The 22,886-nt window shown below is 65.5% G+C and carries 20 protein-coding genes; 10 read left to right on the forward strand and 10 right to left on the reverse strand.

The genetic code is table 11. The features are described from left to right. Positions 1-7: 7 nt before the first annotated feature. From AC24YW_RS18065 to AC24YW_RS18075, 3 genes are all read right to left on the reverse strand, one after another. Complete coding sequence (locus AC24YW_RS18065; RefSeq protein ID WP_487483981.1) at positions 8-1,342, reverse strand: glycoside hydrolase family protein; 1,335 nt, start codon at positions 1,340-1,342, stop codon at positions 8-10. A 91-nt stretch (positions 1,343-1,433) separates the two neighbouring features. Beyond that, entirely contained in the window at positions 1,434-2,573 is a 1,140-nt protein-coding gene (locus tag AC24YW_RS18070) for a glycosyltransferase (RefSeq protein WP_487483982.1), read from the reverse strand. Positions 2,574-2,827: 254 nt separating this feature from the next. Beyond that, positions 2,828-3,931: a glycosyltransferase family 4 protein gene (locus AC24YW_RS18075; RefSeq protein ID WP_487484224.1), complete on the reverse strand. Its 1,104-nt coding sequence runs from the start codon at positions 3,929-3,931 to the stop codon at positions 2,828-2,830. A gap of 181 nt (positions 3,932-4,112) precedes the next feature. Here AC24YW_RS18075 and AC24YW_RS18080 point away from each other — a divergent pair, with 181 nt between their 5' ends. Further along, positions 4,113-5,000 (forward strand): aldose 1-epimerase family protein, encoded by an 888-nt coding sequence (locus AC24YW_RS18080; protein ID WP_487483983.1) that lies wholly within the window; start codon positions 4,113-4,115, stop codon positions 4,998-5,000. A 125-nt stretch (positions 5,001-5,125) separates the two neighbouring features. On the opposite strand, the gene AC24YW_RS18085 is transcribed toward AC24YW_RS18080, so the two are convergent. Further along, complete coding sequence (locus AC24YW_RS18085) at positions 5,126-5,974, reverse strand: MBL fold metallo-hydrolase (RefSeq protein ID WP_487483984.1); 849 nt, start codon at positions 5,972-5,974, stop codon at positions 5,126-5,128. A gap of 249 nt (positions 5,975-6,223) precedes the next feature. Between AC24YW_RS18085 and AC24YW_RS18090 the strand changes: the two genes are divergently transcribed. Next, on the forward strand, positions 6,224-7,039 hold the full coding sequence (locus tag AC24YW_RS18090; RefSeq protein ID WP_487483985.1) for a response regulator: 816 nt from the start codon (positions 6,224-6,226) through the stop codon (positions 7,037-7,039). Between the two features lie 10 nt (positions 7,040-7,049). Here the strand turns inward: AC24YW_RS18090 and AC24YW_RS18095 are convergent, their stop codons facing one another. Together AC24YW_RS18095 and AC24YW_RS18100 are read right to left on the reverse strand one after the other, a co-directional pair. After that, positions 7,050-7,802 carry a lytic transglycosylase domain-containing protein gene (locus AC24YW_RS18095; RefSeq protein WP_487483986.1) on the reverse strand — a complete coding sequence of 251 codons (753 nt, stop codon included), beginning with the start codon at positions 7,800-7,802 and terminating at the stop codon, positions 7,050-7,052. A gap of 52 nt (positions 7,803-7,854) precedes the next feature. Next, positions 7,855-8,991 carry an alpha/beta hydrolase family protein gene (locus AC24YW_RS18100; protein ID WP_487483987.1) on the reverse strand — a complete coding sequence of 379 codons (1,137 nt, stop codon included), beginning with the start codon at positions 8,989-8,991 and terminating at the stop codon, positions 7,855-7,857. A 163-nt stretch (positions 8,992-9,154) separates the two neighbouring features. Here AC24YW_RS18100 and pgm point away from each other — a divergent pair, with 163 nt between their 5' ends. The 4 genes from pgm to AC24YW_RS18120 all read left to right on the forward strand — a co-directional run bounded on the left by pgm (position 9,155) and on the right by AC24YW_RS18120 (position 13,734). Next, a complete protein-coding gene (gene pgm / locus AC24YW_RS18105; protein ID WP_487483988.1) occupies positions 9,155-10,801 on the forward strand; it encodes a phosphoglucomutase (alpha-D-glucose-1,6-bisphosphate-dependent) in 1,647 nt (548 codons plus the stop codon). Positions 10,802-10,936: 135 nt separating this feature from the next. After that, positions 10,937-11,986 carry an aromatic ring-hydroxylating dioxygenase subunit alpha gene (locus tag AC24YW_RS18110; protein WP_487483989.1) on the forward strand — a complete coding sequence of 350 codons (1,050 nt, stop codon included), beginning with the start codon at positions 10,937-10,939 and terminating at the stop codon, positions 11,984-11,986. Positions 11,987-11,989: 3 nt separating this feature from the next. Continuing rightward, positions 11,990-12,742, forward strand: coding sequence for a GntR family transcriptional regulator (locus AC24YW_RS18115; RefSeq protein WP_197955398.1), 753 nt, complete (start codon positions 11,990-11,992; stop codon positions 12,740-12,742). Between the two features lie 11 nt (positions 12,743-12,753). Next, a complete protein-coding gene (locus tag AC24YW_RS18120) occupies positions 12,754-13,734 on the forward strand; it encodes a PDR/VanB family oxidoreductase (protein WP_487483990.1) in 981 nt (326 codons plus the stop codon). Positions 13,735-13,850: 116 nt separating this feature from the next. Here AC24YW_RS18120 and AC24YW_RS18125 read toward each other — a convergent pair whose 3' ends face one another. The 3 genes from AC24YW_RS18125 to AC24YW_RS18135 all read right to left on the reverse strand — a co-directional run bounded on the left by AC24YW_RS18125 (position 13,851) and on the right by AC24YW_RS18135 (position 17,573). Next, positions 13,851-15,812: a putative bifunctional diguanylate cyclase/phosphodiesterase gene (locus tag AC24YW_RS18125; RefSeq protein WP_487483991.1), complete on the reverse strand. Its 1,962-nt coding sequence runs from the start codon at positions 15,810-15,812 to the stop codon at positions 13,851-13,853. 270 nt (positions 15,813-16,082) lie between these two features. Then, entirely contained in the window at positions 16,083-16,943 is an 861-nt protein-coding gene (locus AC24YW_RS18130) for a DMT family transporter (RefSeq protein WP_487483992.1), read from the reverse strand. Between the two features lie 69 nt (positions 16,944-17,012). After that, positions 17,013-17,573, reverse strand: a complete 561-nt coding sequence (locus AC24YW_RS18135) for a TetR/AcrR family transcriptional regulator (RefSeq protein ID WP_487483993.1) — start codon at positions 17,571-17,573, stop codon at positions 17,013-17,015. A 339-nt stretch (positions 17,574-17,912) separates the two neighbouring features. Between AC24YW_RS18135 and AC24YW_RS18140 the strand changes: the two genes are divergently transcribed. Then, entirely contained in the window at positions 17,913-18,857 is a 945-nt protein-coding gene (locus AC24YW_RS18140; RefSeq protein ID WP_487483994.1) for a hypothetical protein, read from the forward strand. A gap of 12 nt (positions 18,858-18,869) precedes the next feature. On the opposite strand, the gene AC24YW_RS18145 is transcribed toward AC24YW_RS18140, so the two are convergent. Further along, positions 18,870-19,235, reverse strand: coding sequence for a nuclear transport factor 2 family protein (locus AC24YW_RS18145; protein ID WP_487483995.1), 366 nt, complete (start codon positions 19,233-19,235; stop codon positions 18,870-18,872). A 308-nt stretch (positions 19,236-19,543) separates the two neighbouring features. Between AC24YW_RS18145 and AC24YW_RS18150 the strand changes: the two genes are divergently transcribed. From AC24YW_RS18150 to hemC, 3 genes are read left to right on the forward strand one after another with little or no spacing between them, the layout of a single operon-like run. Beyond that, on the forward strand, positions 19,544-20,134 hold the full coding sequence (locus tag AC24YW_RS18150; RefSeq protein WP_487483996.1) for a TetR/AcrR family transcriptional regulator: 591 nt from the start codon (positions 19,544-19,546) through the stop codon (positions 20,132-20,134). 53 nt (positions 20,135-20,187) lie between these two features. Next, positions 20,188-21,813, forward strand: a complete 1,626-nt coding sequence (locus tag AC24YW_RS18155) for a GMC family oxidoreductase (protein ID WP_487483997.1) — start codon at positions 20,188-20,190, stop codon at positions 21,811-21,813. Between the two features lie 26 nt (positions 21,814-21,839). Beyond that, positions 21,840-22,820: a hydroxymethylbilane synthase gene (gene hemC, locus AC24YW_RS18160; protein WP_487483998.1), complete on the forward strand. Its 981-nt coding sequence runs from the start codon at positions 21,840-21,842 to the stop codon at positions 22,818-22,820. Positions 22,821-22,886: the final 66 nt, after the last annotated feature.

The following is a 22,886-nucleotide window of genomic DNA, read 5'->3' on the forward strand; positions in this document are numbered from 1 at the left end:
ATCGCGCTTACCGCGCCGGCCTTATCTCCAGGGCGGGCATGGCACCGTTGCTCCCTGCAATGAGAACCGGCGTGCTCGAAACAGGAATCCAGGCACCGGACGCCGGTCTTGCGGCCGAGTCGCACGGCATCGCAAACGTTGCGCCGTCCTGCTCGCCCTTGATCCGGACCTCGTAACGCCGGTCGGGAGCCTCCGACCAGACCGCAACTCTGCCGCCGGACGTCGTCGTTGCGTTGATCGACACGACGCCGCTGGCGAGCTCGCGTTTCTCGGCGCTCAGGCTGGAGCGGATGAAAGCCCAGGCGCCCTGGACCGCGCAGGCGACGGGCTTCGGCGAATTGTCGAAACGGTAGAGCCCGAAATTGTGCTCCAGGTCCGATGGATTCTGTCCGCTGTCCTTGAGCTCGTAGAGCCACATGCCTTTGAGCCAGCGCGACGCGGTCGACGCCCACAGGATGAGCTGCGCACTGTTGTCGGCCTGGGCCTGCTCGCTGACGCCGCATTTGTTGCTGGCCGTGGTCCAGCCGGTCTCCGTGACATAAATCGGGAAGTCGGGGTTTCCGCTGGCCTGGCCGACGAGCCGGTGGAACGCCGTGAGCCGCTCGACGATTTCGGCCGAGGTCCGTTTGCTCGGGCCCATGCAAAAATTGTAGAGATGGATCGAAGCGCCGTCGGCGTACTGCAGAATGCCGGTCCGCAGCATCTTCTCCGTCCATGTCCAGCCCAGATCGTCGCCGAGGGCGCCGACCAGGAACGGCGCATTCGGCGCAGCGCGCTTGACTGCCGGTCGTGCGACTTGCGCCAGCGCCAGATAATTCTCCGGCGAGAACGCAGCATCTTTCTTTGCCGCCAGGTTCCACTCGTTCCAGAGCTCGAACAGGGGATGCTGCGCCACGACGGATTGCGCCGCCGTGGTCGCATAGTCGGCGAACCGCTGCCGCGCCTCATCGGTCGTCGGCGGCGAGGAATTCGGAACGAGATGATGGCCGAACGCGAGGATCAACAGCGGACGTGCAATGCCGGACCTGACCTGCGCCTCGAGCCGGCCGAGCCTGGGCGTGAAGCCCATCCGGCGCCCTGCCGATTCGAAATCGGACCAGGGGAAATCGTCGCGGAAGGCGTTGAGGCCGAGTTGCTTGATCTGGGCGATGTTCTCCGCAGGCACGTATCCCCGCGCGCTCACGGGCCCGCCCAGCCCCTGATGGGTGCCGACACCGAGCAGGAAGCGGGCGTCGAGCGGCTGCGCGTGCTGAGCGAAGGCGGGGACCGACAGAACGATGGCCGAGATGAGGCCCGCCAAGCGAAGGACATTGTCGCGAAGCAACGTGCGTGGACGTGTCATGGTCCAGATCATGCTCAGGCGCGATGCGACATCGGAGAGCATCGCTATTGCGATCTCCCGCATCTGCGAGGACAAACGTGCATGTTGATCATCAGAAATTCTTGGAGAGATCCGACTGCAGCCCCGCCTTCGCTTCGACGGGTGCCCGGTGGTCCTGAAGCAGCTCGACATAGACCTGTTGCAATTGAGCATGCGTCTTCTCGACGTCATACAGCTGCTTGAAGCGGTCGTAGCCGCGCTGCCCGAGCACCTTGAGGTCGAGATCGAGCGCTCGCCGGAAGCCGTCGATGAGCGGCTGAACGGCGACGGGCTCACAAAGCACGCCGGTGACGCCGTCGACGACGATCTCGGGCAAGGCGCCGCTGCGGAATGCCAGGATGGGCTTGGCCGCGCGCATCGCTTCCAGGGCAACGAGGCCGAAGGCTTCCCATCGTGACGGAATCACGACGAGGTCGGCGGCCTCGAGCTGGGTCTCGATGGTCGGGCGGTCCAGCCAGCCCAGCAGGGACACGTTGGAAGGCACCGTCGGGCCTTCATACTTGTTCACGACGGACGCGCCGATCATGCGAATCTCGAGGACATCCTCGAGCGCGCTCGCCGCTTCGATCAGGAGATCGAAGCCCTTCTGCCGATCCAGGCGTCCGATGAACAGCACCTTGACCTTCTTGGAGGTCCAGTCCGCCGAGACCGGTTGCGGCGTCCGGCTCTTCGAGATGCCGTTGTGGACCAGGGTGAGGCGGTCGGCGGGAATTCCCGCGCGCACCGCCTCGTTATACTCGTCGCCCGAGATGCAGATGATTCGGTCCGAGGTGCGCGCAAGCAGGTTCTCCGCGCTCTTCGTCAGCAAATGACTGAAGCGGCCGGTCTCGCGCGAAAACGCCCAGCCGTGCGGGCAATAGACGACGCGCGGTCCGCCCGAGCGGGCGGCAAGCGCGGGCCGGAGCACGAGCCCTGCAAAGGAAGAATGCAGGTGCACCACGTCCGGCCTGAAGGCGTCCAGCGCTTGCATGCTCGCACGCAGCATCTGGAATAGGCCGGCGACGCTGCGGCCGGATCGCTCGAATGTCGTAATCTGGTTGTCGTCGATCGCGCCGAGGTCGCCCCGATGATCCGACGGCACGACATAGTGCACGTTCTCGGCACCGAAGCTGGCCTGCTGCTGAGGATGCAACTCGTTCAGATAACTCGCGATCCCGCCACGGATCGTTTCAGCGATGTGCAGCACTTTCATCGTTTGCCTTGCGTAGGGCCGCGTTGGAGAGCCGGACATCGTGTATCCCTGTTCTGTGTTCGCTAGTGCGAAACACAGTTCCTCGAATACGTAGCGATATTGGGGCAGCGATGTGGTGATGTTGCGCCAAGGCGTTGGTGCTTGCGATCACGGCAAGAACGATGAAGAAGAATCATGGAACCAGGCAAAGAGCTGCGAGTTGCAAACCGTTTGTGCAAGAACCGTTGCGCGCGACAGGCGAATCGCGCTGCGTTTCACGCAGCGCTAGCGACGTTCGCCGGCGTTGCGAGGTGATCGAGCAGCGCCTTCGCCGATTTCTTCCATGAATAGAAGGCAAGGCGATCCTGTTGCCGCCTGCGTTCCTGGTCCGAGATCGCGCCGATTGCCAGTCTTTCGAGCATGAGCTGCTTCAGCGCCTGGGCATCCGTGGCGTTAAAATACGCAGCCGCGTCGCCGCACGTCTCCACGACGGCGTCGGCTCTCGAGGCGATGACCGGGCAGCCGAAGATCATGGCTTCGAGCGGCGGCACGCCGAACCCCTCGTAGAGGGAGGGAAACACGAAGGCCGATGCATGCGCATAGAGCGCGGCAATCTCGCTGTCGGTCAGACGGCCAGCCAGCAGCAGGCCGGAAGCCCCTTCGCCCGAATTATCCTGAAAGACCTTGCTGTTATCGCCGCCGACGATGACCAGGGGAACGTCGGGCAGATCGAGCAACTGGGTGGCGCAGATCGCGACGGAGAGATTCTTGTTCTTGGTTTTCGAGCCCACGAAGAGGAAGAACTTCTGTGGCTGAACGCCAAGTCGGGCAAGAATGCCGGGATCGGGCTTCGTGGCTGCAAAGTGCTCGGCGCTGTTGGGGAAGATCGGAATGCGCGATGCCGAGAGATTCAGCACGTCCGCAAGCTCCTTGCGGGAAAATCCCGACACCGTTGCGATGCTTGCGTGCCGGGCGAGCATCCGCCCCATCGTGCGATGGACGGTTAGATAGCGCCAGTTGAAGAAGTCGGGCCTGCGAAAGACCTGGGCGTCGTGAATCACGACAATGTGGTCGCGATGGAAGACGGGTCCGGAATTGGCCAGGCTGATCAAGCGGCCTCCGGCGGCAGCGCGGGCAAGATCGACTTGATCCCACGCGTGCCCATGCAACCGGCCGACAGCGCGAATCTTGATCCGGTCGAGATCAAGTTCCTCGCTTGCATCCGCCGGCTTCAACAATTGCCAGTCTGCGTTGCGCAGCGATGCCGGAACCTGCTCCGAGGCGAGCAGTCCGTCGATCGCCTTGACCATTTCGGCGGCATAGCGCTGCACGCCCGTGAGCTTTTGCGACAGAAAGCGGCCGTTGATGAAGAATTTCAATTGAGGACCACGATGGTTCATGGAGTTCCGGCCGGGTTCGCGGGGAGCTCGCGGTGGAGGAGCCGCACGTGAGCAATGGTTAGGTACAGAAATATGACGTAGCTCGGCATGGCTCGGAGGCGCCGCCTGCATGGCCCGGCGTCCCTTGCTGCGTACCAGGCCGGGGGTGTAGAGGTCGGCCATGACCGACGACACCCACTCTATCCGCAGCGGCTCGCTCACCGCGACCGTCAAAGCGCACGGCGCCGAGCTCTGCTCGCTGAAGGGCGGCGGCACCGAATTCCTCTGGCAGGCGGGGCCGGAATGGCCGCGTCACGCGCCGCTGCTGTTTCCGATCGTCGGGCGTCTTGCCAACGACGAATTGCGGCACCAGGGCAAGACGTATCGGATGACGCAGCACGGCTTTGCCCGCGACAGCCGCTTCGCGTGGGCAGAGCGCGGCGAGAGCCGTTGCACCCTGGTGCTCGACGACAATGAGACGACGCGCGCGCTCTATCCGTTTCCATTCCGGCTCACGGCGGCCTATGCGATCGATGAGTCGGGCCTCGATCTGACGCTCACGATCGCCAACACCGGCAAGGAGACATTGCCGGCATCGCTCGGCGGTCATCCCGCCTTCAATTGGCCGTTGCAGCCCGGCGCGGCCAAGGAGAGCTATGCGCTGACCTTCGCGAACGTCGAACCGTCGCCGATTCGCCGTCTCGAAGGTGGATTGCTGCGGCCGGCGGCGGAGCCGAGCCCGGTCAGAGGCACCACGCTTGCCCTGTCGGACTCCCTGTTCGTCGACGACGCCATCATCTTCGACCGCATCGAGAGCACTTCGGTCCGCTATGCCGCGGCGGGCGGTGCATCCACCGGGCCATGGCTGAAAATGTCCTGGCGCGGATTTCGCGAGCTCGGCGTCTGGTCGAAACCATCGGGCGCGCCGTTCCTCTGCATCGAGCCCTGGCGCGGCTACGCCAGTCCCGCGGGCTTCCAGGGCGAGTTCACGGACAAGCCGGGACTGATGCACATCGCAGCCGGCGCCGAAGAGCAATTGTCGTTCCGCATCGAGGTCGGATCGTCCTGAGGGCTGCGAGCTGATCGATGATGCCTAGAGCATGATCCGGAAAAGTGCATAGCGGTCTTCCGAAAAGATCATGCTCAAACAACAACCCAAAGCGTGATGACGATTCATCCTGATCGCATCGCGCTTTAGACCTCGATGCGCGTGAGATCCTCGCCGAGCACGACCGGTCCTGCATAGTCCCGCCTGACGTCGTCGAGCAATGCGGCCAGCATGGCATCGTCGGTGCGCGGACGGTGATGGGTCAGCGCGAGCTTCTTGACGCCGGCTTTGGCCGCGATCTTCCCGACGGTGTCGCCGCAGGCGATCGTGTATTTCGCGAGCCGGCGCAAATGCTCGGTGTTGATCTCCGGCGTGGCGAGGAAGCAGCACTGCACCAATAGATCGGCTCCCTCAGCCAGCCGCTCGAGCCCGGGGCAGGGGACGGTGTCGCCGGAAATCGCGATGACCTTACCTTCCGCCTCGAAGCGGTAACCGAGACACATCCAGCGCGCCAGGAAGGCCGGCGGCATGTCGAGGCCATCGCCATGCGAGACCAGCTCTGCGCTGATCTTCCAGCGCCCGGTGTCGAGAACGGGACCCGGCACGATGTCCGTCGCGGCGACAGGCTTCCAGCCGCCGAAGCTCGGCTCGCCCTTGTCCCGCCAGATGATGTCCTTGTCGTAGACCTGCGTGATCAGCGTGTCGACGAGCCGCTCGGTGTCCGGCGGCCCGTAGACGCGCAGCTCGTCCTTGCGCCCGTTCATCCATGAATTCAGCATCACGTCGTAGAGGTCGCCGATGTGGTCGAAATGGTGATGGGTAAGGAAGACCGTGTTGATGGCGCCGAGCGGCACGCCCGCTTTGTGAAGCTGCACCACGACGCCGCGGCCGGCGTCGAACAGGATGTTCTCCTCGCCAAGCCGGATCAGCGTGGTCGTCGCCATGCGACGCGGGTCCGGGCGCGGGCCGCCGGTGCCGAGCAGTATGATCTCCATGCGCCACCTCCGGGTGCAGGTCTTGTACACACAGTAGATGTGAAGCTCACGGGGGAGCAAGCCGCGGCGGGCTGCTCGACGTGCGATCTGATTTTCAGAAGTCGGGAGCCCGCCGGCGGTCGTGATGGCGCACGGAATGAGAATTGTGGGCCAGTTCATACTTAATCCGTCGAGAGCATGACCAATGTTGTTTGCGCATCACAACGCGCCTAGTATCGCGGCAGGCAATTTCGGGGGCTCGAACAGGCTGTGAATGTCCGTTCACATGACAGCGCGTTGCGCGGCGAGTTGAATGCGCAGGTCGGATCGCAGGTCCAAGGGACATCCAGGACCGTGGCGATTTCCGCACGCCAGGACCTGCGTCCGCCCGGCCGCGAGCGGCTGATCGTCGTCGAGGACGATCCGGTGACGCGGACCATGCTGGTCGACTATTTCAGCGACAACAATTTCGACGTGGTCGGCGCCGGCTCCTGCACGGAGTGCCGTCAGGCGCTGCGCGCGCGCACCGATCTCGTCTTCCTCGATGTGCAACTGCCCGACGGCGACGGCTTCGAGCTCGCCAAGGAGATCCAGGCCACCAGCAACGCCGGCATCATCTTCGTGACGCGGCGCGACACCGACGTCGACCGCATTCTCGGCCTCGAGGTCGCCGGCGACCATTACGTCACCAAGCCGATCAACCTGCGCGATCTGCTCGCGCGTGCGCGCAGCGTGCTGCGGCGCCGCTCGATCGACCGCAAGGCGGCGCGCAACCACAATTCGATCGCGTTCGGCGACTGGATCATCGACCTGACCCGGCGCGAATTGCTCGGCAACGACGGCAAGCCGGTGGCGCTGACGCGCGCCGAATTCGACCTGCTCGCGGCGCTCGTCGGCGCCGACGGCAGGCCGCTCAGCCGCGACTATCTGATCGAGGTCGTCAGCAATCGCCAGGCCGAGGTCGACATCCGCACGGTCGACGCGCTGGTGGCGCGGCTGCGCCGCAAGCTCGTCGGCAGCGGCACGCCCGTGATCGCGACCGTCACCGGCGTCGGCTACAAGCTCGCGCTCAGCGAGCGGCTGTAGGGTATCGTTTTCAACGCGCTGCGACGCGCTTCCACTTTGCCTCGATGCGAGCCTTGATCTTGCTGACCTTGGCCTCGTGGGCCGCCCAATAGGCGCGGCTGGCGGCCGCGGTACCTTGTCGATATTGGGCATAGACCGCTTTGGGCTGCACCGGCATTTTTGGGCGGCTCGCCGGTTTCACGGGCGCCGCAGCCACAACCGCCGGCGCCGGATCGGGAGCAGCCGCAGCTTCGGCTCGTTCCGGCATCGCGTTCATCGCGACAAGCCGGTTGCGGGCCCGGTTGCAATAGACCTGCGACCGCGCGGTCATCTCCTCTTCGCCATGACCCGCCCGGTATTTCATCAGGGCGCGGCAGAGGTCCCCGCCCGAAAGCCGCCAGGCCTGGCTGAGATAAAGCACCCCGTAATGGATGTTGACGTCGGGTTCGGCCAGCTCCGCGGTGCTGCCGTGGAAGCCCAGCATCGCCGCAGTCTCGGGGCGCACCTGCATCAGGCCGATTTCGCCCGCGCTGCCGATGACCGCCGGGTTATAACCGCTTTCGACGAAGACGACCGCCTCGGCGATATCGGCCGGCAGACTGGTGCTCTTGGTTTCCCTCTCGATGATCTTCCGGATCGTGACCCGCGACGACGGCGTTTCGCCGGCGCCGAGCTCGATGCTGCCGTCGCTCGCATGCGCGCCGATCGGGGCCGACACGAGCAGGGCGATCGCGACGTGCCTCCACGTCGCGCCGAGAACGAAGCGTGCCCGATCCCACAGCATGGGCCCGTCATAGAGCGCCGGAGTTAACAAACCGACCTCTGCGGTGTGCGCGTCACGGGCGCGCGCGGGCGCTCTGGTCGGTGGATCTGGCCTGCGACGGCTCCGCGAGTTGATCGTCGACCGCATAGAGCGTGCAGCTGGGCGACCATTTCATGCAGGCCGCCAGCGAATCGCGCCGGGCGTCTTCAGTCGTCGCGCGGCCGGTGCGCCAGCCGTAACCGCCGTTCGGCGACACCGCAAAGGCCTTATGCGGCAGCAGGCTGGCGAGATAGCGCGCGAACTCGGCCCGCGCGGCCTCGCTCAGCTGGCGTGGCGGCGGCAGCGGATCGGGCAGGCTCAGCAGTTCATGGCCGAGCCCGCGCTCGCGCAGGAAGGCGTCGAGATACGGCGTCCATTGCGGTCGGCCCGCGACCGAATAGAGATAGTGGCCGTCCTCGCCGTAAGCCGGCGCCGCGACGAACCTCGCATTGCCGCCGGCGGCGCGAAACCCGTCATGGAGCCGGCGCGCGAGGTCCGGACCAAAATAGGAATCGTTGCTCGCATAGACCCACAGCATCGGCACGCGCGAGGTCTTGCCGAAGGTGGCGAAGGCCTGCACCAGTCCATCCGGATTGCAGACATCGTCGGTCTCGCGCGAGCCGCGGCCGCCCGCAAAATTGATCGCGGCGACGAGGCCCGCCGGCGGCTGCGCGCTCAGCGCCACCGTGGCAAGGCCGCCGGCGGAATGGCCGGCCGCGATCATGCCTGAAATCGTCACGTCGGCCCGGTGCGCCATCGCATCGATCGCGGCGCGCAGATCGGCAACCGCGACGGCAGCCGCCGGCAGGTACGCGGCCTTGGCGCAACCGCCGACGCTGTCGACGCGCCCGCCGGGTGAGGTGCCGTAGCCGCGCCGCATCACGACCAGCGCCGCAAAGCCGCGCCGGGCGTATTCCAGCGCGATGCCGTAATATTTGTGCGCCGACATGGTCGCGCGGTCCTCGAACTTGCGCGGCGAGCCGTGGCTGAGCAGCGCCAGGGGATAGCGCTTGGTCCCGACGGGCCGCACCAGGAAGGCTTCCAGCCCTTGCGGTCCGGCCTCGACCATCGGGATGCGCAGGTCCTCCGTGTAGAACTCCGCGGCGCGCGCCGGTGCACCGGCCAGGATGAGGCCGGCGATCAGCATGAGCAGCTTGCGCGAAGGGATCATGAGACGATTCGAAAGGGCGGTGCTGCCGAGCATAGCACGAACCCGCTCATGGGGACTGCAGCGCCTCCAAGGAACGCCTTCGCCCTCGCGGGTGTTGTGCTCTTGGCGGGGGCTGGGCCGATGCTATGGTGTCCCGCACTCACGACAGGACGAGGGTATTCCAGTGGCTGATGTTCATCCCGCGGCGGGCCAGCAGGCCTCGCCGGACGCGCTCACCAATATTCCGCGGCTGGTGACGGCCTATTTCGCCGGCAAGCCGGATGCGTCCGATCCGGCACAGCGCGTGGCGTTCGGCACGTCGGGCCATCGCGGCACCTCGTTCAAGAACACGTTCAACGAAGGCCACATCCTCGCGACCACGCAGGCGATTTGCGATTACCGCAAGGAGAAGGGCCTGACCGGCCCGCTCTTCATCGGCATCGACACCCATGCGCTGGCCGAGCCGGCGCTTGCAAGCGCCATCGAGGTGTTCGCCGCCAACGGCGTCGAGGTCATGATCGACAAGGACGGCGGCTACACGCCGACGCCGGTCATCTCGCATGCGATCCTCACCTACAATAAGGGCCGCACCTCTGGCCTCGCCGACGGCGTCGTCATCACCCCCTCGCATAACCCCCCCGAGGACGGCGGCTACAAATACAATCCGCCCCATGGCGGCCCGGCCGATACGGATGTGACCGGGGCCGTCGAGAAGCGCGCCAACGCCTATCTCGCGGGCGACCTCGAGGACGTGAAGCGCATCGACTATGCCAGGGCGCGCAAGGCCGCGAATGTGCACCCTTACGACTTCGTCACGCCTTACGTCGCCGATCTCGGCAATGTCGTCGATCTCGACCTCGTCAAGTCCGCTGGCGTCAGAATAGGCATCGATCCGCTCGGCGGCGCCGCCGTGCATTACTGGCATCCGATCATCGAGCGCTACGGCCTCAACGCCACGATCGTGAACGAGGCGATCGATCCGACCTTTCGTTTCATGACGGTGGACTGGGACGGCAAGATCCGCATGGACTGCTCCTCGCCCTACGCGATGGCGAGCCTGATCGGCATGCGCGACCGCTTCGACGTCGCCTTTGCCAACGACACCGACGCGGACCGCCACGGCATCGTCACGCGCACCGGCGGGTTGATGAATCCGAACCATTACCTGGCGACCGCGATCTCCTACCTGTTCGCGCACCGCTCCGATTGGGGCAAGGATGCCGCGATCGGCAAGACCGTGGTGTCGAGCTCGATCATCGACCGCGTCGCCAAGAAGCTCGGCCGCAAGCTGGTGGAGACGCCGGTCGGCTTCAAATGGTTCGTCGACGGCCTCATCACCGGCGGCTTCGGCTTCGGCGGCGAGGAGAGTGCAGGGGCCTCGTTCCTGCGCCGCGACGGCGCGGTGTGGACCACCGACAAGGACGGAATCATCCTCGGCCTGCTCGCCGCCGAGATCATGGCCAAGACCGGCCGCGATCCCAGCCAGATCTTCAATGATCTCACCGCCGAGTTCGGCATGCCGCATTACGCGCGCATCGACGTCGCCGCCACCGGGCCGCAGAAGAACATCCTCAAATCCGTCACGCCGGAGCAGCTCGGCCTCAAGGACCTCGCCGGCGATCCGGTTCGCGCGACGCTGAGCAAGGCGCCCGGCAACGGCCAGCCCTTCGGCGGCATCAAGGTCGAGACCGATTTCGGCTGGTTCGCCGCGCGGCCGTCCGGCACCGAGGACGTCTACAAGATCTACGCCGAAAGCTTCCGCAGCCCCGAGCACCTGAAACGGATCCAGGAGGAAGCCCAAGCGGGATTGGCGAAAGTCTTCGCGGCGTAAGGTACGCGATCGCTCCGCCTGCTTGTATACAGCTGGATCGCTAATGGTATCATTGTAGGGTCTCTGAGGCCTTGAACTATTCCGTCCCTCCGCTATTGTATACATAACGTATTCATAAGCCGTGGGAGTGAGACAATGACAAAGCCCTTCCCCATGAACGCCTGGTACGCCGCGGCGTGGGACGCCGACGTCAAGGCGGCGCTGCTGCCGCGGACGATCTGCGGCAAGCACGTCGTGATGTACCGCAAGGCCGACGGCTCGGTGGCCGCGCTGGAGGACGCCTGCTGGCACCGCCTGGTGCCGCTGTCCAAGGGCCGGCTCGAAGGCGACACCGTCGTCTGCGGCTATCACGGCCTGAAGTACAACGCGCAGGGGCGCTGCACCTTCATGCCTTCGCAGGAGACCATCAACCCCTCGGCCTGCGTGCGTGCCTATCCCGTGGTCGAGCGTCACCGCTTCATCTGGCTCTGGATGGGCGATCCCGCGCTCGCCGATCCCGCGCTCGTCCCAGACATGCACTGGAATCACGACCCGGCCTGGGCCGGCGACGGCAAGACCATCCACGTCAACTGCGACTACCGCCTCGTGCTCGACAATCTCATGGATCTCACCCACGAGACCTTCGTGCACGGCTCCTCCATCGGCAATGACGCCGTCGCCGAGGCGCCGTTCGACGTCACCCATGGCGAGAAGACGGTGACGGTGACGCGCTGGATGCGCGGCATCGAGCCGCCGCCGTTCTGGGCCAAGCAGCTCGGCAAGCCCGGCCTCGTCGACCGCTGGCAGATCATCCGCTTCGAGGCGCCGTGCACCATCGCCATCGACGTCGGCGTCGCCCCCGCTGGCACCGGCGCGCCGGAAGGCGACCGCTCGAAAGGCGTCAACGGCTGCGTACTCAACACCATCACGCCGGAGACCGAGAAGACCTGTCACTACTTCTGGTCCTTCGTCCGCAATTATCGCATCAGTGAGCAGCGCATCACCACCGAGATCCGCGAGGGCGTCTCCGGCATCTTCCGCGAGGACGAGCTGATCCTCGAAGCGCAGCAGCGCGCGATGGACGAGAACCCCGACCGCATCTTCTACAATCTCAACATCGACGCCGGTGCGATGTGGTCGCGCAAGCTGATCGACCGGATGCTGGCGAAGGAGAACGCCCCAAAGCACCTTCAGGCCGCGGAGTAGAGCATGGCCGAGCGTGAGGTCGACCGCTCCGTCTCCCAGACCGTGAAGGCGCAGCTCGCACTGCGCGACCAGATCCTCTCGGGCGCCTTGCGGCCGGGCGAACGCATCTCCGAGCTGCAGGCGGTGGAGACGACCGGCGCCTCGCGCACCCCGGTGCGCATGGCGCTGGTGCGGCTGGAGGAGGAGGGTCTCCTGGAGGCGATCCCCTCCGGCGGCTTCATGGTGAAGGCGTTTTCGGAGCGCGACATCTCCGATTCCATCGAGCTGCGCGGCACGCTGGAAGGCCTGGCGGCGCGCTTTGCCGCCGAGCGCGGCGTCTCCGCGCGCGAGCTCGAGCCGCTGAAGGAGTGCCTTGCTGCCATCGACGAGCTGCTAGGGCAGGTGCCGATCTCGGTCGACGCCTTCTCGTCCTACGTCACGCTGAATGCGCGCTTCCACGCCCAGCTCACGGAACTGTCGCGCAGCCCGCCGCTGATCCGGCAGATCGACCGCGCCTCCGCGCTGCCCTTTGCCTCGCCGAGCGGCTTCGTGATGGCGCAATCGGCGCTGCCGGAGGCGCAGCAGATCCTGATCATCGCCCAGGAGCACCATCGCGTCGTGATCGACGCCATCGAGAACCGCGAAGGCGCCCGCGCCGAGGCCGTCATGCGCGAGCATGCCCGGCTCGCGGTGCGAAACCTGCGGCTCGCACTGCGCAACCGCACCCATCTCGACCTCTTGCCGGCGCTCGCGCTGATCAAGACCGCAACCGATTGAGGGCAGTCACCATGCGCTTCATCGAAACCTGGACCCCGGCAACGCTCGTCGCCACCCGCGATCTCACCCCGAACGTCCGCGAATTCCTGATCAGGCCGGATCAGTTCGAGGCTGCGGCCTATCCCGTCGGCAGCCACATCAATGTCAGCGTCACCATCGACGGCCTGCCGGAGACGCGGTCCTATTCGCTGGTCGGCGAGGCCTCCTCGCACGGCCTGAAGATCGCGGTGCGTCGCGCTGAGGATTCCCGCGGCGGCTCGCGCTACATGTGGTCCTTGCAGCCGGGTGCGCGGCTCGACATCACCCAGCCCGCCTCGCTGCTCGCGGTCGATTGGACCCGCGACAAGTATTGCCTGATCGCCGGCGGCATCGGCATCACCCCGATCCTCGGCGCCGCGCAGGCGCTGGCGCGGCGTGGCGCGGACGTCGCGCTGCACTATGCGGTGCGCTCGCGCCGCGAGGCCGCGTATCTCGACGACCTCGCCGCGATGCTTGGTGACCGCCTCGTCGTTCATGCCAGCGACGAAGGCAAGCGGCTCGATCTCGACGCGCTGTTCGCCACATTGCCGCAAGGTGCGCTGGCCTTGTTCTGCGGCCCGATGCGGATGCTGGATGCCGCGCGCCATGCCTGGATCGGCGCCGGCCATCCGCTCCCCGATCTCCGCTACGAGACCTTCGGCTCCAGCGGCACGCTGCCGACCGAAACGTTCACGGTGCGCCTCAAGGACTCCGGTGTCGAGCTCGAGATCCCGCGCGAGCGCTCGATGCTCGACGTGCTCAATGCCAGCGGTTTTGAGGTGATATCCGATTGCAAGCGCGGCGAATGCGGCCTCTGCGCCATCGACGTGGTCGACGTCGACGGCGAGATCGACCATCGCGACGTCTTCTTCAGCGACCACCAGAAGCAAGCCAACCAGAAGATCTGCGCCTGCGTCTCCCGCGCGCGGGGAACGATCACGGTGGATACGCTGCTGAGGGCGGATGCGGTTTGATACTGGGAGAGGTCGTCATGCCCGGGCTTGTCCCGGGCATCCACGTTCTTCCGCCGTGAGGCTAGGCGTGGATGGCCGGGACAAGCCCGGCCATGACGCGTGTCGAAGCGTGGTGTCTACGCCGCGAAAGTCGCCCGATACGCCTTCGTCTCCAGCAGCGCCATCACGCCGTCCGCGGCCACCGGCCGGCTGATCAGATAACCCTGCACCTCGTCGCAGCCGATCTGCCTGAGATATTCGAGCTGGCCCGTGGTCTCGACGCCCTCCGCCACCACGCCGATCTGCAAATCGCGCGCGAGCGACATCACTGATTTCACGATCGCCGCGCAGTCCGGCTGCACCAGCATGTCGCGGATGAAGGACTGGTCGATCTTGATGCGGCTGAACGGCAGCTTGCGGAGGTAAGTCAGCGAGGAGAAGCCGGTGCCGAAATCATCGAGCGCCACGGTGACGCCGAGCTCCAGCAGTGCGTTCAGCACCGTCGCGGCCGAGCCGTACTTCGACAGCAGCATCGATTCCGTGATCTCGATCTCGAGCCGGTGCGGGGCGATCCTGGCATCGGCGAGCGCCTGCACGATGGTCTGGAGGATGGCCGTGTTGTGAAATTGCGCGGCCGAGAAATTCACGGCGACCCTGATCTCTTCCGGCCATTCCGCAACCGTCGCGCAGGCGCGGCGGATGACCCACTCGCCGATCTCGTGGATCAGCCCGCTCTCCTCCGCGATGGGTATGAACTCGCTCGGCGGCACCAGCCCGCGCGAAGGATGCTGCCAGCGCAATAGCGCCTCGAAGCCGGTGATGCGGTTGCTGCCGAGGTCGAGGAACGGCTGGAACACCAGGAACAGCTCGTTGCGCGCAATCGCGCCTGCGAGGTCCGATTGCAGCGCCTTGCGGTCGCGGGACGATCTGTCGTCGGCCTGTTCGAAGAAGCAGGCCGTGCCCGGCCCCGCCTTCTTGGCGCGGTAGAGCGCGGCATCGGCATTCTTCAGGAGGTCGAGCGGCGTGGTGCCGTCGCGCGGCGCCAGCACGATGCCGACGCTGGTCGCGCCGACGATCTGGCGGCCCTCGATCTGGAACGGTTCGCGGAAGGCCGCGACGAAGCGTTCGGCGATCTCGAGCGCATCCTCCGGCCGCGTCAGATGGGCCATCACCAGCGCGAACTCGTCGCCGCCGATCCGCGCGACGTGCTCGGCTGCGCGCGTGCAGCGTTGCAGGCGGCTTGCGACCTGGACCAGGAATTCGTCCCCGGCGGGATGGCCGAACTGGTCATTGACCTCCTTGAAGCGGTCGAGATCGAGCAGGAGCACCGCGAATTCCTCGCCCGATAGCGCCAGCCGCTTGAGCGCGGCATCGAGCGTTTCGTTGAAGGCGACGCGGTTGGGCAGATGGGTCAGGGGATCGAGCCGCACCGTGCGCTCGGCCTCGATCTGCCGCATCACGCGCCGCGCGAACGAGAACGAATTGACGAACACGCCGCGCAAAAGCACGCTGCCGTAGACCACGACGAGAAAGGCGATGAGGACAAAGGCGAGATCGCCGTTCCGGCCGAGGCAGATGGCGATGCCGAGGAAGATCGGCGCCGTGAAGGCGATCGCCGCGATCGGAATGGTGGCGAAGGCGAGCGCGCCGCCGGCCAGCATGCCCGCGCACAGGCAGGTGATGACGAGCTGACCGCCGTTCGAGGCGTCCGCGAAGAAGGCGACCGGGACGATGCCCCAGGCGGCGCCGAGGATGAAGGCGTTGCGCACCAGCCGGTGCATCGCGCGCCGCGAGACGAATTGCGGCTTGGTGATGCGGCGCGCCGCGTGCGATTGCAGGCCGAACACGATTGCGGCGGCGGCGACGGATGCCGCCCAGATCAGGGCAGGGATCCTGTCCGGCGAGGCCCACAGCGCGATCGCGAGCACGACGGCGTTGCAGGCATTGGCCAGCATGATGCCGACCGAATAGCCGAGCACCAGCGACATCTGCTCGGCGCGGATATGCCCGGCCACCGCCTCGTCGGTTGCGGGACCGCCAAAAGCCGACAGATCGCCGGCGAACAGCCGGGCGACATAGTTGGTCGTTTGAGTCCGCATTCCAGAGCCTAGCACCACGGGCCGTTCTTTTCGGCTCGATCGGGAGAATTCGCCGCAAATCTTTGACGAACTATGAATTATCCCCGTTTCCCGCGCCGGCCGCGACCACTTCTGCGTGTTCGTCACGCAGTATCGATAACAAATCGATACAAATGCGCGGCGATGGCGCCGTGCTCGTATCCTCTTGAACTCGTGCCGCATCAGCCCCGGGCGATGTTCGCTTCACGCTGGCCGCGAAGCGCCGCAGGTCACTGCGAAGGGACCTCCGGGTCAAATTGAGCGAGCGCGCGGCCTTACTTGTGTGATGCCGACCCCCGAAATCGCGAGCAGCCCGCCGATGATCAGCTTTGGCGTCATGCGTTCGCCGAGGAAGAGAATGCTCGAAAGCAGGGCAAAGACCGGAAGCAGCAGACCGAAGGGCGCGACGCGGATCATCGAGCAACGGGCAATCAGCCAAAACCACAGGCCAAACCCGATGATCCCGCCGATGAAGACCGTGTAGGCGAGCGCCAGCCAACCCCGTTCGCCTGCCGTCGCGAGGCTCGCCGCTTGTCCATATTCGAGGAGCAACGACATCAACATGACCTGCGGCACCGTGAGCAGCGACGACCATCCCATCAGCATCAAGGGATCGAAGGGGCCGTAACGTTTCGTCAACACGTTGGATACCGCGAAGGCGAAAGCTGCTCCGACCACAAGCAGCAGCGGAAGCGGGTTGGCGGACTGGACCGGCTCCGCTGCCAGCACGGTCACGCCGGCGAATGCAAGCGCCACTCCGGCACAGGTGGCGAGTGACGGCCTCTCCGCGAGCAGCGGCCAGGCCAGCAGGACGGTGAACGGCGTAGCGAGCTGGTATGCGACCGCCGACATGCTTCCGGAGCCGAGCCCAAGGCCAACATAGAACAGCCCGAAATTCAATCCACCAAGGAAGATCGAAATGGCCGCGACAGGGCCGAGCTGTTGACGCGCGGGCCTGTCGACGAACGGAACAAGCAGGAGCGCAATGGCCAGAAAGCGCAGGGCGAGGAAGAAGAGCGGCGGAAACTCCGCAACGCCCACTTTGATGGCTACGAACTGATAACCCCAGATCAGGGGAACGGCGACCGCGCAGACGATCTGGATGGCAGACACGGCGTTCTCCTGTTCAAGACCGATCGGTCCAAATATGCCCGCGCCATCGGCGCAAGCGTCACTGGGTGCTTACCTGACGAAACAGCCGATGAGAGCGTCGACGGCGGCTTGCGATGTGGTCCGTGCCGGTGCCGTCTTGCCGACCACGCGAAGCCCTTCAACGAAGCAGACGAGAACTCGTGCGGCCGTTGCGGGCTCAACCCCATCGGCCAACCTGTCCGCCGCTTTCGCGCGGGACAGTGCATCCGTCACCTTGGCCTCCATCGCCTTGAAGAAGCTTGCAACGCGTCGACCGACTTCGGCATCCCGGCCAGCCAATTCCATGGCCGTGGCCACCAGGAGACATCCACGCCGACCGTTGCTGCCGCTGGTGCGCTCGACGTAGCCGGCGAGATAGGCCCGCAGGCCGTCGACAGGGTCGTTGCGAAGGTCGAACTCGACATCCATCCGCGCCAAGGCATCCGCGATGTAGCGATCAAGCGCGCGCAGGAACAGCGAATGCTTGTCGCCGAAAGCGGCATAGAGGCTGCCTCGCGACAGCCTGGTCGCACGCAGGAGATCGGGCAGCGCCGTGGCATGATAGCCGCGCGACCAGAATACATTCATCGCGCGTTCGACAGCGGCTTCCATGTCGAAACTTCGTGGCCGGCCGCGGGGCAACGACGCTGAGGTCTCTTGCTTCATGTTGATATATAGACCGATCGGTCCTAAAATGACAAGCCTCTCGTCGGAGTCGCCGGGGCGAGCTGCCGGTGATCTTCGGGTCCCGTCCTCATGTCACACCGCCGTCCGCGCTGACGTGCGCCTCGCGGCAATACTTCGGATCGTCATAGAACAGCATCGGCTTTGGCCGCACCCCTCGGCCGGGACGAGACGTCCTCCTCGACTGCGTGATAGGGTTCGTGGACCGACCAGGCCTCCGTGCGCCGCTTCGGCAACGGGTGCATTTGCGATCCCGAGGGCCTTTTCATGAGTGAGCCTTCAGCCGATGTGTCGGCGACGGTCGAGTACACGATGGACAAGTGGCGGATGGACCGCCTTCCCTGGGCCATGTGGGCCTGCGTCGCCGGCCTTGCGATCGCGCTTCACGCCGAGAGCCGGGGCCAGAATGGAGCCATTTTGGCCCTTGTCTATTTGGCTCTGCTGGGTCTGGCGTTTGCAGGCTATGCACTGACGAGCCTGATCGGGCGGTCCGGCCTGCCCTTGCTGCTGGAATTGTTGATCGGCGTCCTTGTCCTGATCATTGTCTCCGGCGTGATCGGTGTGATCAGCGTGTTGGTCGGCGAGACAGGCGGCCGCTCCAGCTATTTCGGCGCCATGCGCAGTCTCTATTGGAGCCATCTCGTGAATCCATCGCTGAACGTTTTCGGCTGGATGACGCTCTATCTCGGTCTGGGATGGATCGCGTTTTCGGCTTACCGGCATTTCTACGCGGATCGGGCGGTCGTCTCCATGTCTGCCGCGGGCATCCATTTTCACAGGCCCTGGCTCAAGGGTCTCTTCATTCCCTGGCAGGAGGTGCATGGGGTGGGCCATCTCGTCGTTCCCGGCGTCTCGGGGGTGCCATACGTCAGTCCATACGCTGCGGCCGTCACGGTAGGGCGGGACTTTTATGAGCAGCACATCGCTTCGAAGCGCAGCTTCTTCGCGCCACCCGGGGCCGAAGCCATGTTCCAGCCGAAAGGCGAGATGATGCAGGTGGTGCTGAGCAGCGCCGACATGGCGGTCAAGCCGGAAGACTTTCTCGTTCCTGCCGAAGCGCGATGGAAGGCATTTCGCGATCAACCGGCGTCGCCATCCCGGCGCGGCGGCACCGTCTTCTACGGACGCTGGTCGATCGATGGCTCTCGGTGGCAGGCCGTTCAGTTTCTTGCGCCTCTGGTCGGCCTGGCCGTGGTCATGCTGTATCGATAGGCGCGATCCTGCTCACCGTCCGAGTTGCTTCGGGTCGTAAAAGAACCGCTCCTCGATGATCTCGTTGCCGCGCCAGGTCTGCCAGGCGATCTCCTCCAGCGTCCGCGTGACGCCTTCGGCATTGGTGAAGGAGAATTTCCAGCGGCTCGCGACGATATCGCCATCGATCAGGCTTGGGCCGATGCGCACGGCCGTGACCTCCTTGAACGCCGCCAGCACGCCGCGCTCCTTGTCCGCGAGCTTGTCGCGCCCGACCACCGGCGCGGCGAGGTTCTCGTAGGTCGCGGTATCAGGGGTGTAGTAGTCGAGGATCGCGCCGACGAAATCGCCGTCCTCCAGGCGCTTGGCAAAGGCTTCGACGACCTCACGGTTCGGCATGGCGTCACCTCAGGAATAAACCGACCAATAGTCGGTAATTACCGACCGATAGTCGAAAAGTCAACTGGCCTGCACGCTACTTGTCCTTCTCCCCTTGTGGGAGAAGGTGGCGCGAAGCGCCGGATGAGGGGTTCTCTCGGCGAATCCAACTGGCATTTGAATTCGCGGAGAGAACCCCTCACCCGGCTCGCCGCTTGCGCGGCAAGCCACCCTCTCCCACAAGGGGAGAGGGTTCAGCGTCAGCGTGGGCGTACCGCGTTCAAACCACCGGCTGGCCGGCTCTCGCGAATTCGACTAGACGAGAGCACATGGCCAAGCAGGCGGAGCGGCGGGCGGCGACATCGGAGGCGATCCTGACGGCGGCGCGCCGCCTGTTCGGGACGCACGGCTTTGCCGCGACCACGATGGACGACATTGCCGAAGGCGCGTCGGTCGCCAAGGGCGCCGTCTATCATCACTTCAAGACCAAGGAGGCGGTGTTCGAGGCCGTGTTCGACCAGGTCTCGCGCGACCTCGTTGCCGAGATCGACCGCACGGCGCGCGCAGAGAAGGACGTGCTCACCGCGTTGGTCGCCGGCACGCAGCATTATTTCGCCGCGACCGCGAACGGTCCGATAGGCCAAATCATCCTGCGCGACGGTCCCGCCGTGCTCGGCTGGGAGCGCTGGCGCGAGATCGACGCGCAGCACTTTGGCGGCAAGATGCCGCGCGCGCTCTCCGCCGCGATGGAGGCCGGCCTGATCGCGCGTCAGCCGGTCGAGCCGCTGGCGCGCCTCCTGCTCGGCGCGGTGACCGAAGCCGCAGTCGCCTGCGCCGGGCGCGCCGATATCGCAAGGGCGGGCGCGGAATATGCCCGTGCGTTCAAGTCGCTGGTGGAAGCGCTGCGTCTGTCCGCATGATTGTGGTAGTGACGAACCGGAAACGCCCACGCCAACAAGAAGAACAGTAGCGCATGAACGCAACTTCCTCTCTCGCACCCGCCGATCCCGAATTCGACTACATCATCGTCGGCGCCGGCTCCGCCGGCTGCGTGCTCGCCAACAGGCTTTCGGCGAACGGCAAGCACAGCGTGCTGCTGCTCGAGGCCGGCCCGAAGGATTCCAACATCTGGATCCACGTCCCGCTCGGCTACGGCAAGCTGTTCAAGGAGAAGAGCGTCAACTGGATGTACCAGACCGAGCCGGAGCCCGAGCTGAAGGGCCGCCAGGTGTTTCAGCCGCGCGGCAAGACGCTGGGCGGATCGAGCTCGATCAACGGCCTGCTCTATGTCCGCGGCCAGCACGAGGACTACGACCGCTGGCGCCAGCTCGGCAACACCGGCTGGGGCTATGACGACGTGCTGCCCTATTTCAAGAAGGCCGAGAACCAGTCGCGCGGCGCCGATCATTACCACGGCACGGGCGGGCCGCTGCCGGTGTCCAACATGATCGTGACCGATCCGCTGTCGAAAGCCTTCATCGACGCGGCGGTCGAGACCGGTCTGCCCTACAATCCTGACTTCAACGGCGCGACGCAGGAAGGCGTCGGCCTGTTCCAGACAACGACGCGCAACGGTCGCCGCGCCTCGACGTCGGTCGCCTATCTCGGTCCGGCGAAGACGCGCAGCAACCTCAAGATCGAGACCTCCGCGCACGCACAGCGCATCCTGTTCGAAGGACGCCGTGCGGTCGGCGTCGAATACCGGCAAGGCGCAGCATTGCGCCGCGCCCGAGCCCGCAAGGAGGTCGTGCTGTCGAGCGGCGCCTATAATTCGCCGCAGCTGCTCCAGCTTTCCGGCGTCGGCCCCGGCGATCTCCTGCGCCGGCACGGCATCGACGTGGTGCTGGACGCGCCGGGCGTCGGTCACGATCTGCAGGATCACATGCAGGTCCGCATCGTGATGCGCTGCTCGCAGAAGATCACGCTCAACGACACCGTCAACCATCCGCTTCGCCGCACCATGGCCGGCGCGCGCTATGCGCTGTTTCGCAAGGGCTGGCTGACGATCGCGGCCGGCACCGCGGGGGCATTTTTCAAGACCAGCCCGCGCCTCGCCTCGCCCGACATCCAGGTGCACTTCCTGCCGTTCTCGACCGACAAGATGGGCGAGAAGCTGCACGCCTTCTCCGGATTCACGGCGTCGGTGTGCCAGCTCCGGCCCGAGAGCCGCGGCACCCTGCGCATCAAGAGCGCAGACCCCTCAGTGCCGCCGGAGATCCGCATCAACTACATGTCGACCGAGACCGATCGCACCACCAACGTCGAGGGCATCAAGATCCTGCGCAAGATATTGAATGCGCCGGCGCTGAAGCCGTTCGTGGTCGACGAGTACGATCCCGGGGCGAAGGTATCGACGGATGCCGAGATCCTGGATTATTGCCGCGAGCGCGGCAGCACCATCTATCATCCGACCTCGACCTGTCGTATGGGCAACGACGCGCTCGCGGTGGTCGATCAGCGGCTGAAGGTGAGGGGGCTCGAAGCCTTGCGCGTCGTCGACGGCTCGATCATGCCGGACCTCGTGTCGGGGAACACCAATGCCCCGATCATCATGATCGCCGAAAAGGCCTCCGACATGATATTGGAGGATGCGCGCTAACCCGCGATTGTTGAGAGGACCACGACTTGGCCACGCGACTGAAGATCGGCACACGCAGGAGCGCCATGGCGCTGGCGCAGACGGAAGAGATTGCGCGCCGCCTGACCGCCGCCGTGCCCGGTCTCGACGTCGAGATCGTCAAGTTCGACACCACGGGCGATCTCGACCAGACCAGCAAGCTGCTGCCCCACGGCGGCAAGGGCGGCGCCTTCGTGGCGCAGATCCGCGCCGCCGTGCTGTCGGGTGAGCTCCAGGCGGCGATGCATTCGCTAAAGGACATGCCAGGCAACGAGGACACGCCCGGCCTCGTCATCGGTGCCACGCTGTCGCGCGATCCGCCGACCGATGCGCTGGTGCTGCGCGAGGGTGTGACGCTGGAGGCGCTGCGGCAGTCGCGCGGCAAGGGTTTCAAGATCGGCACCAACGCAGTCCGCCGCGCAGCCTATGCGCGGCGGCTGTTCCCGGATGTCGAGGTGATCCACTTCCGTGGCGCCGCCGACACGCGCGTGCGCAAACTCGACAACGGGGAGAAGCAGCGCCTGCCGGATGGCGGCGCTGTGGGTCCTGCGGATGCGCTGATCATGGCGCGCTCGGGCCTCGACCGCGTCGGTCTAGCCCATCGCATCGCCTACGAATTCACGGCAGTGGAGATGCTGCCGGCGGCAGGGCAGGGCATCGTCGCGGTCGAATGCGCCGCGCAGGACTGGCAGACGCGACAGATCCTGTCGTCGATCGACGACACCTCTGCGCACGCCTCCGCCGACGCCGAGCGCGAGGTGCTCTGGGTGCTCAACGGCCACTGCAATTCGCCGGTCGCGGGCTTCTCGACCATCGCAGGTGGGCAGATGTCGCTCACCGCCTCGGTGCTCGACCTCTCCGGCAACACCATCATCGAGGCCTCGCGTACCGGGCCCGCCAACCGTCCGCGCGAGCTCGGCCGTGCGGTGGGATTGGACCTGCTGGCGAAGGGTGCGGCTGATATCATCGAGCGCAGCCGGCCGCGCTGAGCTACGCCGAAATCGCGATTCCGACCATGCCATTCTGCGCCTGTTTTGCCCGACACGTCAAAATGC

The organism is Bradyrhizobium sp. USDA3516 (assembly GCF_057651995.1).

Coding starts and splice junctions, on each gene's coding strand:
- AC24YW_RS18065 (WP_487483981.1), bottom strand. CDS start 1,342: ATGACACGTCCACGCACGTTGCTTCGCGACAATGTCCTTCGCTTGGCG.
- AC24YW_RS18070 (WP_487483982.1), bottom strand. CDS start 2,573: ATGAAAGTGCTGCACATCGCTGAAACGATCCGTGGCGGGATCGCGAGT.
- AC24YW_RS18080 (WP_487483983.1), top strand. CDS start 4,113: ATGACCGACGACACCCACTCTATCCGCAGCGGCTCGCTCACCGCGACC.
- AC24YW_RS18085 (WP_487483984.1), bottom strand. CDS start 5,974: ATGGAGATCATACTGCTCGGCACCGGCGGCCCGCGCCCGGACCCGCGT.
- AC24YW_RS18095 (WP_487483986.1), bottom strand. CDS start 7,802: ATGCTGTGGGATCGGGCACGCTTCGTTCTCGGCGCGACGTGGAGGCAC.
- AC24YW_RS18100 (WP_487483987.1), bottom strand. CDS start 8,991: ATGATCCCTTCGCGCAAGCTGCTCATGCTGATCGCCGGCCTCATCCTG.
- AC24YW_RS18110 (WP_487483989.1), top strand. CDS start 10,937: ATGACAAAGCCCTTCCCCATGAACGCCTGGTACGCCGCGGCGTGGGAC.
- AC24YW_RS18115 (WP_197955398.1), top strand. CDS start 11,990: ATGGCCGAGCGTGAGGTCGACCGCTCCGTCTCCCAGACCGTGAAGGCG.
- AC24YW_RS18120 (WP_487483990.1), top strand. CDS start 12,754: ATGCGCTTCATCGAAACCTGGACCCCGGCAACGCTCGTCGCCACCCGC.
- AC24YW_RS18125 (WP_487483991.1), bottom strand. CDS start 15,812: ATGCGGACTCAAACGACCAACTATGTCGCCCGGCTGTTCGCCGGCGAT.
- AC24YW_RS18135 (WP_487483993.1), bottom strand. CDS start 17,573: ATGGAAGCCGCTGTCGAACGCGCGATGAATGTATTCTGGTCGCGCGGC.
- AC24YW_RS18140 (WP_487483994.1), top strand. CDS start 17,913: ATGAGTGAGCCTTCAGCCGATGTGTCGGCGACGGTCGAGTACACGATG.
- AC24YW_RS18145 (WP_487483995.1), bottom strand. CDS start 19,235: ATGCCGAACCGTGAGGTCGTCGAAGCCTTTGCCAAGCGCCTGGAGGAC.
- AC24YW_RS18150 (WP_487483996.1), top strand. CDS start 19,544: ATGGCCAAGCAGGCGGAGCGGCGGGCGGCGACATCGGAGGCGATCCTG.
- AC24YW_RS18155 (WP_487483997.1), top strand. CDS start 20,188: ATGAACGCAACTTCCTCTCTCGCACCCGCCGATCCCGAATTCGACTAC.